The organism is Saccharopolyspora endophytica, from assembly GCF_018070075.1.
GTDB classification, from domain to species: domain Bacteria; phylum Actinomycetota; class Actinomycetes; order Mycobacteriales; family Pseudonocardiaceae; genus Saccharopolyspora; species Saccharopolyspora endophytica.
Map to the genome: position 1 here is coordinate 59,077 of NZ_JAGPXE010000008.1, position 11,802 is coordinate 70,878.

General features: G+C 69.4%; 12 protein-coding genes, 1 tRNA gene and 1 riboswitch. Of the genes, 7 read left to right on the forward strand and 6 right to left on the reverse strand.

The window, feature by feature from the left end; genetic code table 11:
- Positions 1-5 precede the first annotated feature (5 nt).
- The 3 genes from KBO27_RS19090 (at position 6) to KBO27_RS19100 (ending at position 2,039) form a co-directional block, all read left to right on the forward strand.
- Positions 6-500, forward strand: coding sequence for a DUF1059 domain-containing protein (locus KBO27_RS19090; protein WP_210971281.1), 495 nt, complete (start codon positions 6-8; stop codon positions 498-500).
- A 254-nt stretch (positions 501-754) separates the two neighbouring features.
- Positions 755-1,384, forward strand: a complete 630-nt coding sequence (locus tag KBO27_RS19095) for a LysE family translocator (protein WP_210971282.1) — start codon at positions 755-757, stop codon at positions 1,382-1,384.
- A 76-nt stretch (positions 1,385-1,460) separates the two neighbouring features.
- A complete protein-coding gene (locus KBO27_RS19100; RefSeq protein ID WP_210971283.1) occupies positions 1,461-2,039 on the forward strand; it encodes a dihydrofolate reductase family protein in 579 nt (192 codons plus the stop codon).
- A 51-nt stretch (positions 2,040-2,090) separates the two neighbouring features.
- Here KBO27_RS19100 and KBO27_RS34640 read toward each other — a convergent pair whose 3' ends face one another.
- Both KBO27_RS34640 and KBO27_RS19110 read right to left on the reverse strand, forming a co-directional pair.
- The gene (locus tag KBO27_RS34640; protein WP_307870488.1) at positions 2,091-2,696 is read right to left on the reverse strand and encodes a TetR/AcrR family transcriptional regulator; all 606 of its coding nucleotides are present in this window, start codon (positions 2,694-2,696) and stop codon (positions 2,091-2,093) included.
- Between the two features lie 10 nt (positions 2,697-2,706).
- Positions 2,707-3,816 (reverse strand): FAD-dependent monooxygenase, encoded by a 1,110-nt coding sequence (locus tag KBO27_RS19110; protein WP_210971284.1) that lies wholly within the window; start codon positions 3,814-3,816, stop codon positions 2,707-2,709.
- A 263-nt stretch (positions 3,817-4,079) separates the two neighbouring features.
- Here KBO27_RS19110 and KBO27_RS19115 point away from each other — a divergent pair, with 263 nt between their 5' ends.
- Complete coding sequence (locus KBO27_RS19115) at positions 4,080-4,889, forward strand: SAM-dependent methyltransferase (protein WP_307870489.1); 810 nt, start codon at positions 4,080-4,082, stop codon at positions 4,887-4,889.
- A 106-nt stretch (positions 4,890-4,995) separates the two neighbouring features.
- Here KBO27_RS19115 and KBO27_RS19120 read toward each other — a convergent pair.
- The 3 genes from KBO27_RS19120 to KBO27_RS19130 all read right to left on the reverse strand — a co-directional run bounded on the left by KBO27_RS19120 (position 4,996) and on the right by KBO27_RS19130 (position 6,171).
- Positions 4,996-5,067 (reverse strand) — tRNA-Val (locus KBO27_RS19120).
- A 94-nt stretch (positions 5,068-5,161) separates the two neighbouring features.
- Positions 5,162-5,626, reverse strand: a complete 465-nt coding sequence (locus KBO27_RS19125; protein WP_132677399.1) for a peroxiredoxin — start codon at positions 5,624-5,626, stop codon at positions 5,162-5,164.
- A gap of 110 nt (positions 5,627-5,736) precedes the next feature.
- Positions 5,737-6,171, reverse strand: coding sequence for a DUF3052 domain-containing protein (locus KBO27_RS19130; protein WP_093420851.1), 435 nt, complete (start codon positions 6,169-6,171; stop codon positions 5,737-5,739).
- Positions 6,172-6,474: 303 nt separating this feature from the next.
- Between KBO27_RS19130 and aceE the strand changes: the two genes are divergently transcribed.
- Both aceE and KBO27_RS19140 read left to right on the forward strand, forming a co-directional pair.
- Positions 6,475-9,249: a pyruvate dehydrogenase (acetyl-transferring), homodimeric type gene (gene aceE / locus KBO27_RS19135; protein ID WP_210971285.1), complete on the forward strand. Its 2,775-nt coding sequence runs from the start codon at positions 6,475-6,477 to the stop codon at positions 9,247-9,249.
- 247 nt (positions 9,250-9,496) lie between these two features.
- The gene (locus KBO27_RS19140; RefSeq protein WP_307870490.1) at positions 9,497-10,540 is read left to right on the forward strand and encodes an isocitrate/isopropylmalate dehydrogenase family protein; all 1,044 of its coding nucleotides are present in this window, start codon (positions 9,497-9,499) and stop codon (positions 10,538-10,540) included.
- Here the strand turns inward: KBO27_RS19140 and KBO27_RS19145 are convergent.
- The gene (locus KBO27_RS19145; RefSeq protein WP_307870491.1) at positions 10,527-11,174 is read right to left on the reverse strand and encodes a nicotinamide mononucleotide transporter family protein; all 648 of its coding nucleotides are present in this window, start codon (positions 11,172-11,174) and stop codon (positions 10,527-10,529) included. The genes KBO27_RS19140 and KBO27_RS19145 overlap by 14 nt on opposite strands.
- Before the next feature lie 98 nt (positions 11,175-11,272).
- Positions 11,273-11,400, reverse strand: a riboswitch (FMN riboswitch).
- Positions 11,401-11,562: 162 nt separating this feature from the next.
- On the opposite strand from KBO27_RS19145, the gene KBO27_RS19150 reads away from it, so the two are divergent.
- Entirely contained in the window at positions 11,563-11,790 is a 228-nt protein-coding gene (locus tag KBO27_RS19150) for a DUF3263 domain-containing protein (RefSeq protein ID WP_093420858.1), read from the forward strand.
- Positions 11,791-11,802: the final 12 nt, after the last annotated feature.

Consider the following 11,802-nt stretch of genomic DNA (forward strand, 5'->3'; position numbering starts at 1 on the left):
CCACGATGACGAGGAAAGTAGCGGACTGCCGCAAGACGCCCAGTGACATCAACTGCTCGCTGACGATCATCGGCGAGGAGGACGAGGTGGTGCGCGCGGCCGTCGAGCACGCGGTGTCCGCGCACGCCCACGAGGACACCCCGGAGCTGCGCGAGCAGGTGCGCGGCATGATCGAGGACGAGGACCGGTCGGCCCGGGGCGGGATGCAGTTCGTCCAGCTGATCGAGTTCAAAACCCGCCGGCGCGAGGAGTTGAGCCGGCTGCTGGACGAGTGGGAGGTCCGCACCGGCGGCAAGCGCACGGCGACCCGGGCGGTGCTCGCCGAGGACCACGAACAACCGGACCTGTACTACGAGCTGGTCGAATTCCCCTCCTACGACGAGGCGATCCGCAATTCGCACCTGCCCGAGACCGAGGAGCTCTCGGAGCGCATGCGCAACCTCTGCGAGAGCGAACCGACGTTCCACAACCTCGACGTCGTCCGCGCCGAAGCACTCTGAACAACCCGAACGCGCCTGGCACCCACCCCGGATGCCAGGCGCGTTCCGGTTCAGAGCGGGCGGTGGTTGAGCAGGACGTTGCCGGAGCGGAGCGACGTGGTCCGCCAAAGTTCGAGCCGAACCCGCTCGGTCAGCGTCGAGAAGCGCCTGAACCTGTGAGCCGAGGAACAGCCCGGGGCATCCAGGAACTCACCTCTCCCGAGCGCCGGGGATCATCGTGCTGTCCGCGCAGGTTGGCGACGAGGGGGTATCGGGTGTCGGGGCAGTTGTGGGCGTTCGTCGGGGCGTGCTTGGCCGTGATCGTCGTTCCCGGTCCCGATCTGGCGTTGCTGCTGCGCAACGCCGCCGTCGCCGGGCGATCCGCGGCGATCGCCACCGCCACCGGGATCATGACGGGCAACACGATCCTCGCCGCGGCCGCGGTGGCGGGCCTGACCGCGCTCCTGCAAGCCTCCGGACCGCTCTACGACGTCATGCGCCTCGCGGGCGCGGCGTACTTGATCTACCTGGGCGTTCGCGCGCTGATCAGCCTGATCCGCAAGGACGCACCTGCCCGAGCCGAGGAGGCGCCGGCCCGTCCGAACCTCCCCGGCCGTCACGCGTTCCGGCAGGGCCTGCTCAGCAACCTGCTCAACCCGAAGGTCGCCGCCTTCTACCTCGCCCTGTTCCCCCAGTTCACGTTGCCGGGGATGCCGACGCTGGCGCAGCACGCGCTGCTCGCCGCGCTCTTCTGCCTGCTCTCCCTGACCTGGTACGTCCTGCTCATCGCGGTCCTCGGCCAGGTGCAGACCTGGTTGCAGCGCCGGAAGGTCCAGCGAACCATCACCGGCGCCGCGGCCGCGGCCCTCATCACCCTCGGCACGGGTCTGGCGATCCAGAGCTGACGAGAGCGATGAGTTTCGCGGCAGGCTCCGGTCCACCTCTCCGAGACGCGAGACGACCGCACCGGGAGAACTGATCATGACTGCGACCTACACGTTCGACGTCTTCTCCAGCCTCGACGGGTTCGGCGCCGCCGGAGGCGACTGGACGGGCTACTGGGGCAAGCAGGGGCCCGAACTCCTCGACCACCGGCGCACCCTGCACGAGGGAGAGCAGCGGATGGTCTTCGGCGCCAACACGTATCGAGCGTTCGCGCAGATGCTCGCTGCGAGCGACGAGGATTCCGACGTGCGCGACGCCTGGGTCACGCTGATGCGGAAGAAGCCCGCGACGGTCGTGTCGAACACGCTGGAGGAACCCCTGGACTGGCCCGACGCGCGGATCGCCCGAGGGGATGCCGTCGACGTCGTCGCCCGGCTCAAGGAGGAGTCCGACGTGCCGCTCCGCTCGCACGGCAGCCTCTCGATGAACCGCGCGCTGATGGCCGCCGGCCTCGTCGACCGCGTTCAGGTCACCCTGTTCCCCGTGATCACCGGCCGCACGGGCATGGACCCGATCTTCGAGAACGCGGCCGACTTCGACCTGGAGCTCCTCGAGCACCGAACCCTCGACGAGCACGTCCAGGAACTCATCTACCGACCCCGACTGCACCCCTGAGCGGGGCGAGGGCCTCGAGCACTGTCCGCCCCGCGGGCGGCGACGTTGGTGTCAGGTGCGGTGCGTGGCGCGGATGCCGGCGAGCACCACGCCGGTCACCCGGGCGGCGTCGGCGCGGGTGAACGTGCGGGCTCCGCGGGTGACGAACAGCTGGACGGGTCCGGCGAGCATCTCGGCGACGAAGGAGGTCTCGACCGGGGGCAGCTCGCCACGCTCGATCGCGATCTTCAGGCGATCGTCGAGCGTGCCCAGGCGTCGTTCGTAGACCTCGTCGACGACGGCCCGCAGCTCGGGGTTCTCCCGCGCCGAGGCCACGACGGTCAGCAGCGCACGGCCTTGCGGGCTCGCGGTGGCGGCGGCGAGGGCTTCGAGGAAGTCGACGAGATCGGCGTCGATGTCGCCCGAGTCGTGCAGGGGAGCGACGTCGGCGCCGAAGGTGGCGAGCGCGTCGGCGATCAGCGCGTTCCGGTCGGGCCAGTTGCGGTAGACGCTGGTCTTGTTGACCTCGGCGAGCTCGGCGACCTGGTCGTAGCGCAGCCCGCCGATCCCGTCGCGGGCGATCAGCTCGGCAGCGGCTTCGAGAATCCGGCGCCGCACTCGCGCGGTGCGCCCGCCCGGACGACGGGCCGGTTCTCGCGCGGGTCCCTCCTCGTCCACGGCCGGAAGCCTACAGCTGAGCCGCGCGCAGCCGGGTGTTGCGCGCTTCGATGGCGTCCCAGGTCGCGGGGACCACGAGGTCGGCTCCGCCGCGCGCGAACTCCTGGGCCGCCGCCGCGTGGGGGCGCTGACGCTGCTCGTAGGCGCTGAAGGCCGACTCGACGTCGTCGTGGCGACCGAGCTCCTCGGCGAGCGTCCACGCCCCGAGCAGGGCCAGCGAGGTGCCGCGCCCGGCCATCGGAGTCGCGCAGTGCGCGGCGTCCCCGATCAGCACGACCCGTCCCCGGTGCCAGGTCGGCAGGTGGATCTGGGCGATCGCGTCGAAGTAGAGCTCGGGATCGCGCTGGGCGGCCTCGATCAGCTCGGGGACCTTCCAGTCCTCGATCCCGGCGAAGGCCTCGGCCAGCACGCGCTTCTGGGCGGCCAGGTCGCGGTGGTCGTGGTCGATCGAGTCGGACCGGAACTCGAAGATCGCCAGCGCCTCGTCGCGGTAGCGGGCGACGCCCGCGAAGCGCCCCGGCAGGTTGAGGATCTCCGTCGCGCGGGTGTCGCCGGGCGTCGCCTCGCCGGGCGCGTCCGCGATCGCGACGTAGACCCCGAGGGGCTCGGAGAACTCCTCCTCCGGGCCGAAGACCAGGCGGCGCACGGCGGAGTGCACCCCGTCGGCGCCGATGACGATGTCGTAGGTGGCCTCGCGGCCGGAGGCGAAGGTGACCGCGACCCGGCCCCCGTCGTCGACCAGCGCCGCGATGGACTCCTCGAAGCGCAGGTCGACCTGCTCGGGCAGGGCGTCCCGCAGGATGATCATGAGGTCCTCGCGGGGGAGCTCGATGTCATCGGAGGACTCGTTGATCTCCTGCATCGCCAGGGAGGCGACCGCCGCGCCGGACCGGTCGACGAACGTCGTCCGCTCGGTCATCGTGATCCGCCGCTCGCGCACCGCGTCCAGGATGCCCATCTGCTCGGCCGTCTCGAGCGCATCGCCGCGCACGTCGATGGGCGAGCCGTTGACGCGCAGGTGGTTCGCCCGCTCCACGATCTCCACCGCGTGCCCGGCTCGCGCGAGGTCGATGCCCGCGCACAGCCCGGCGGCCCCTGCGCCGCTGACCAGGATCTTCATCGTTTCTCTCCTCGCGTCCGCTCCGACAGCACCGACTATAGCAACAATTCGTTGCTTTTAGTGTCGGCGTCGGGTGGGGCCCGTCCCGCGACGGGGTGCCGCAACGACGAAAGCTCACCTCGCGAAGCGCGGAAGGAGCACTGCGAGAACACGTCCGGACGGCTTCGTGGGCCAGAACCGACCGGCACCGAGACGGCGGTTGACACCGGCCGCGGCGGGACGATCAGCTGATCGGCGGCGTGGCACCGAAGGAGGGCCGGAAGGTGAGCGAGGCAACGAGCTGGGTCGGTGGCGATCTCGACGTCGAGACGCCGAACGCGGCCAGGATGTACGACTACTACCTGGGCGGTTCGCACAACTTCGCCCCCGATCGCGCCGCTGCTGCACGAGCGGTGCAGGTGACTCCCACGATGATTCCCGGCGCCCGTGCGAACAGAGCCTTCCTGCAGCGCGCGGTCAGGTTCTGCCTCGACGCCGGCATCCGGCAGTTCCTCGACCTGGGATCCGGCATTCCCACGGTCGGGCACGTCCACGAGATCGCGCACGCGGTCGACCCGTCGACGCGAGTGGCCTACGTCGACATCGAGCCCATCGCGGTCGCGCACACCAAGCGCATGCTCTCGGGCAGCCCTGCGGTCACCATCACGCAAGCCGACCTGCGAGAACCGCACGAGGTGCTGGACTCGCCCGGAGTCGCCGACCTGCTGGACTTCAGCCAACCCGTGGCGGTGCTGGCCGTCGCAGTGCTGCACTTCGTCCCGGACGCCGAGGACCCCGCCGCGATCCTGGACGCCTACTGCCGAGCCGTCCCCTCAGGCAGCTACCTGGCGGTTTCGCACATCACCGATCACTACGACACCCCCGAGAAGGTCGCCGAGATCGATCGCCTCTACTCGAGCACCACGAATGCGGCCCGACACCGCAGCTTCGAGGAATTCACCGCCCTCATCGGCGATCGAGAACTCGTCACCCCCGGCGCGGTCTACGCCACCGACTGGCGCCCAGAACCAGGCTCCACACCAGCAGAAGGCGCCCAAACCGCCTTCTGGGCAGCCCTGGCCCACATAGCGTGAAGGGCGCCGACGGCCGACCGAAATCATGGACCGCATTGACGACCGGTTCGGGGCCGTGAAGGCGCGACCCGAGAAGAAAGAATTCTGCAAACGGCCGGTTCAGAAGTGGGCGCAGTTGGGTTCGAACCAACGACCCCCTGCTTGTAAGGCAGGTGCTCTTCCGCTGAGCTATGCGCCCTGGTGGTCGAACGGCTGAGCCGGTCGGACACCTCGGTAACACTACCGGGGTGTCGCGGCCGGCTCGGTGGCCGGTCGACCCGTCCACGAGCAGGTCAGGCGGTCAGTTCCGCCACGGCCTTCTTCCAGACGTTCTGGTCGCGGGCCTCGCCGGGCTGGTTGACCTCGGCGAAGCGGACCTTGCCCTCGGTGTCGATGAGGAACGTGCCGCGGTTGGCCATACCGGCGGCGTCGTTGAACACGCCGTAGGCCTTGGCGATCTCGCCGTGCGGCCAGAAGTCCGACAGCAGCGGGAAGGTGTAGCCCTGCTGCTCGGCCCACGCCTTCAGCGAGAACGGCGTGTCCACCGAGACGCCGATGACCTGAACCTGGTCGTTCTGGAAGTCGCTCAGATCATCGCGGACCTGGCAGAGCTCGCCCTCGCACACGCCGCTGAAGGCGAACGGGTAGAAGACCAGCAGGACGTTCTTCTTGCCCCGGAAATCGGCCAGCGAGACCTTTTCCTTGTTGTAGTCGGGCAACGTGAAGTCCGGCGCCTGCGCACCGACCTCAACAGCCATGAGAGCACCCTCCTGTTCGACATGACCTTGTCCCGGCCGAACCTACACTTCGCAGCGAAAGTGGGCACCGATGGCGACATCGGTGCCCACGTTTCGAAACACGAACTACCTCAGCGACGGGCCTTGGCCCGGCGGTATGCCAGCCGGGTTCCCATCCAGCCTTCGCTGACGCTTGCGTTCGCGGTCTGTGCCAGGTTCGCCGTAGAGGCGGCCTCGGCGATGTCGGCCGGTTCGACGTATCCGTCACGGCCGGTCTTGGGGGTCATCACCCAGATGACCCCGTCGTCGGACAGGGGCGTCATCACATCGAGAAGCGTGTCCGTGAGGTCGCCATCGTCTTCGCGCCACCACAGCAACACGACATCGACCACTTCGTCGGCATCTTCGTCGAGCAGATCGCTCCCGCAACGCTCCTCGATCGAGGCCCGGACGTCGTCGTCGACGTCCTCGTCCCAGCCGATTTCCTGGACAACCATCTCCGGCTCGATGTCGAGCCTCTCGGCGACGTCGGCTTCGCCTTTACCGGCGTCTCCCGCGGCGACCACGGTTTGCTCACTCCTCCAATGCACCGGTGCGGTGACCATCTGGCCCCACACGACTTTCAAACCTGGCCGATAGCGAACACTGCGGACCGCCACCGGCGCAACTGCTAGGCGCACGACACGCCGTAGCAACGCGTTGAGGTTCGACTCTAGACCGGCAAGGCTCGCACCAACAGCCTGCGGTGCATCGTCGTGGGTGTCGGATGCGCCCATCAGGGCCGAACATGAGGGACGATAGCGGTGTCGGACGTCACGTCCGACCCCCAAAAACCCTGCCACGAATCCCGACGTAGTCGAGGAGTTCCCTTGTCCGCGCTCAACAACGACGCCACCAACGACGCGGTCCCCGCCCAGCGGGTCCGGGTGATCCGGGAGGGCCTCGCCTCCCACCTGCCCGACATCGATCCGCAGGAGACCGACGAGTGGTTGCAGTCCTTCGATTCGGTGCTGTCGGCCAACGGGCAGCAGCGCGCCCGCTACCTGATGCTGCGGCTGCTCCAGCGCGCCCGCGAGACCGGCGTCGGCGTCCCGTCGCTGACCAGCACGGACTACGTCAACACCATCCCCACCGAGCAGGAACCGTGGTTCCCCGGTGACGAGGAGACCGAACGCCGCTACCGGGCGCTGATGCGCTGGAACGCCGCGATGATGGTGCACCGCGCGCAGCGGCCCGGCATCGGAGTCGGCGGGCACATCTCGTCCTTCGCCTCCTCGGCGAGCCTCTACGAGGTGGGCTTCAACTGGTTCTTCCGGGGCAAGGACCACCCCGGAGGCGGCGACCACCTCTACATCCAGGGCCACGCCTCCCCCGGCATCTACGCGCGCGCGTTCCTGGAAGGCCGGCTCACCGAGCACCAGCTCGACGGGTTCCGCCAGGAGCACTCGCACGCCGGCGCCGGCGGCGGCCTGCCGTCCTACCCGCACCCGCGGCTGATGCCGGACTTCTGGGAGTTCCCGACCGTGTCGATGGGCCTGGGCCCGATGAACGCGATCTTCCAAGCCCGGTTCAACCGCTACCTGCACGACCGGGGCATCTCCGACACCTCGCAGCAGCGGGTGTGGGCGTTCCTCGGCGATGGCGAGATGAACGAGCCCGAGTCGCGCGGCCTGCTGCACGTGGCCGCCAACGAAGGCCTGGACAACCTGACCTTCGTGGTCAACTGCAACCTGCAGCAGCTCGACGGTCCGGTGCGCGGCAACGGCAAGATCATCCAGGAGCTGGAGGCGTTCTTCCGCGGCGCGGGCTGGAACGTCATCAAGGTCGTGTGGGGCCGCGAGTGGGACTCGCTGCTGCACGCCGACCGCGACGGGGCGTTGGTCAACCTCATGAACACCACCCCCGACGGCGACTACCAGACCTACAAGGCCAACGACGGCGCCTTCGTGCGCGAGCACTTCTTCGGACGCGACCCGCGCACCAAGGAGATGGTCAAGCACCTCACCGACGACGCGATCTGGGGTCTGCGGCGAGGCGGCCACGACTACCGCAAGGTCTACGCGGCCTACAAGGCGGCCACCGAGCACCACGGGCAGCCGACGGTCATCCTGGCCAAGACGATCAAGGGCTACGGCCTCGGACCGCACTTCGAGGGCCGCAACGCCACGCACCAGATGAAGAAGCTGACGCTGGACGACCTCAAGCTGTTCCGCGACAGCCTGCGGATCCCCATCGCCGACGAGCAGCTCGACCCCTACGAGCCGCCGTACTACCACCCCGGCCAGGACTCGGCGGAGATCCAGTACCTGCAGGACCGCCGCCGCCAGCTCGGCGGGTACCTGCCGGAGCGCCGGGCCAAGTCCAAGCCGCTGGTGCTGCCCGGCGACAAGGTCTACGAGGTGATCCGCAAGGGCTCCGGCAAGCAGGAGGTCGCCACCACGATGGCGTTCGTCCGGCTGCTCAAGGACCTGGCCAAGGACGCCGAGATCGGGGCTCGGATCGTGCCGATCATCCCCGACGAGGCGCGAACCTTCGGCATGGACTCGATGTTCCCGTCGCAGAAGATCTACAACCCGCAGGGCCAGCTCTACACACCGGTGGACTACCAGCTGATGCTGGCCTACCGGGAGAGCGAGACCGGGCAGATCATGCACGAGGGCATCAACGAGGCCGGTTCCACCGCCTCGTTCACCGCCGCGGGCACCAGCTACGCCACGCACGGCGAGCCGATGATCCCCGTCTACATCTTCTACTCGATGTTCGGCTTCCAGCGCACCGGTGACGGGTTCTGGGCGGCGGCCGACCAGATGGCGCGCGGGTTCGTGCTCGGCGCCACGGCGGGCCGCACGACGCTGACCGGTGAGGGCCTGCAGCACGCCGACGGGCACTCGCAGCTCATCGCCGCGACGAACCCGGCGGTCGTGGCCTACGACCCGGCGTGGGCGTTCGAGGTGGCGCACATCGTCAAGGACGGTCTGCGGCGGATGTTCGGCGAGAACGCCGAGAACGTCTTCTACTACCTGACCGTCTACAACGAGCCGTACCAGCAGCCCGCCGAGCCGTCCGAGCTGGACGTCGACGGGTTGTTGCGCGGGCTCTACCGGTATCAGCAGGCCCCTTCGGGGTCCGGGCCGCGCGCCCAGCTGATGGGGTCGGGCGTGCTGCTGCCGGAGGTCCTCAAGGCCGCGCGGCTGCTGGCCGAGGACTGGGGCGTGCGGGCCGACGTGTGGTCGGCGACGTCGTGGGCGCTGCTGCGCCGGGAGGCCGAGCAGGTCGACCGGCACAACCTGCTCAACCCCGGTGCCGAACCGCAGGTCCCGTACGTGACGCGGGCGCTGTCGCAGGCCGAGGGGCCCGTGGTGGCGGTCAGCGACTGGATGCGTGCGGTGCCGGACCTGATCCGCCCGTGGGTGCCGGGCGAGATGGTCAGCCTCGGCGCGGACGGCTTCGGCTTCTCCGACACCCGTCCCGCGGCGCGTCGGGTGTTCCTCGTCGACGCCGAGTCCACGGTGGTCGCGACCCTGGCCGCGCTGGCCCGGACCGGCCAGGTCGACAAGGCCACGGTGGTCGAGGCCGCCCGCAAGTACCGCATCGACGACGTCCAGGCCGCAGGCCCGCAGACGTCGGACCCCGGAGACGCCTGACCCCGGCCGATCCCCGAAGGCCCCGGAGACCCCGCTCGAAAACGCGGAGGTCACCGGGGCCTTCGTCGTACGAGGAGTCCTGGAGTTCCGGATCTCAGTGGAAATCGGGTGTCGGATCTCCACTGAAATCGGGGTTCCGACTTCCACTGAAATCCGGGACTCCACGCGGACGAGGTGCGGTGGGTCGGGTTGTGAAGCCCGTTTCAGGGGGGAGGTCCGCCAGGGCGTCGTGTGGTGGAGTGGGGCGGTGCGAATCGCGTGCATCGACGGCGATGGGATCGGACCCGAGCTGATGGGCAGCGCCCGGGAGGTGCTGGCCGCCGCCGCGTCGAGGGACGGGCTGGCGGTGGAGTTCGGTGACGAGCCCGGCGGGGCCGCGACCTACCTCGAAACCGGGGAACCGCTGGTGGCCGGGGCCCTGGAGCGGTTCCGGGACGAGTACGACGCCGTGCTCAAGGGCCCGGTCGGGCTGCCGGAGGTGCGCAAGCCCGACGGGACCGAAGCCGGTGTGCTCGGCGGAGTGCTGCGCACCGGGCTCGACACCTACGCCAACGTGCGCCCGGTCCGCCTGCTGCCCGGGCTCCGGGACTCGGCGAGCCCGATCGACTACGTGATCGTGAGGGAGAACACCGAGGGCCTGTACCTCTCGCGCGGCTCCGGAGTGCGCAACGAGCGGGCGGCCAGCGACCAGCTGCTGATGACGCGGTTCGGCGTCGAGCGGATCGTGCGGTTCGCCTTCGAGACCGCGCGAACGCGCAACGGCGCCCCGGGCGACGGAGTTCGCCGGGTGACCTGCGTGGACAAGAGCAACGTGCTGCGCAGCTTCGCGTTCTTCCGGGACATCTTCGACGAGATCGCCGCCGAGTACCCCGACGTCGAAGCAGATCACCGCTACACCGACGCCGCCGCGCACGACCTCGTCGCCGACCCCGGCCACTTCGACGTGCTCGTGACCGAGAACTTCGTCGGCGACATGCTCAGCGACCTCGGCGCGGCGACCGTGGGCGGGCTCGGCACGTGCCCGTCGGGCAACATCGGCGAGCGCACCGCCTACTTCGAACCCGTGCACGGCAGCGCCCCGTCGATCGCCGGGAAGGACCAGGCGAACCCGACGTCGCAGCTGCTGACCGCGGCGATGCTGCTCGACCACGTGGGCGCCACCGGCACCGCGAAGCGCATCACCGGCGCCGTTGAAGCCGCCTACGCCGACGGCGCAGTCCGCCTCAACCCCAACGGCACCCCCACCTGCGGCACCCGAGGCGTGACCGCAGCAGTCCTCAGCCGCTTGTGACCGGGGTGGTCCGTTCGCTCTGGGCTCGGGCCGTGCGGGTCCAGGACCACCAGCCGTGGATGACCAGGGCTGCGAAGACCAGGTAGATGGCGGCGCTGAAGTAGAGGCCCGAGGCGATCTGCAGCGGCACTCCGACCGCGTCCACCGCGAGCCAGACCAGCCAGAACTCGACCAGGCCCCGGCCCTGCGCCCAGAACGCGACGCCGGTGCCGATGAAGATCCAGGCGTCCGGCCAGGGCGCCCACGAGGCGTCCAGCGCGCTCAGCAGCAGCGCGAACGCCGAGGTTCCGAGGGCCAGAACGCCGACGAGCACCAGCCGCTCGACACCGGTGGCCTTGCGGATCGCCACGCCGTAGACCGGGTCGCTGCGGCGGTTCCAGGCCCACCACCCGTAGACGGAGATCAGCAGGATCACCACCTGGCGGACCGCCAGTCCGCCGAGGTGGGCGGACGCGTAGACCGCGAACAGCAGCACGGTCGCCGACACCTGCACCGGCCACGTCGCCACCCAGCGCCGCTGCGCGAGGAAGACCACCGTGAGCGCGCAGAGCTGCCCCACGAGTTCGGCCCAGGAGATCTTCTGGCCCAGCACGGTGATCCCGTTGCCGAGCAGCCATTCCGCCACCGCTTGCACGCCCGCTCCTCCCGCCGGGTGCGCCGGGGTGTGCGCGGGCGACCGAGGAACCGGCGAAACACGGCGTGAGCTGCCGGGATTCGCGCACCGCGGTGGCCCGTGCGCGCCTCTCATCCGGACTTTGACCGTCGGTTCCGGAATTCCACCGGATCGGCCGGCACCCACGAGGTGCCGGTTCGCGGACTTTCACCGCCGGTTCGGAGTTTCACCGACCCCGGAGCGCACGAGTTCGTACTGCACTGGCCAACATCCTGCGCCGGTCGATCTGTTCCGCGATCCAGACGTGGGTCGGATCACAACGAGCCGACACCACTGATGGCCGATCGAACACCCGTACCCCGATCACCTAGACTTGATCGTCCGAAGCTGAACGAGGGGGTAACGCCGGATGAACGACACCGACCGCGCCATCCTCGCCTTCGAGCTGGAGCACTGGCAGTACCAGGGCAACAAGGAACGGGTCATCCAGGAGCGCTTCGGTTTCTCCCCGAACCGCTACTACCAGCGCCTCAACCGCCTGCTGGACGAGCCCGAAGCCTTAGCCCAGCAGCCCGCACTGGTGAAGCGCCTGCTCAACCGGCGCGACCAACGCGCCCAACGGCGCCGCGCCGTCTAGGCAGTCCCTCAA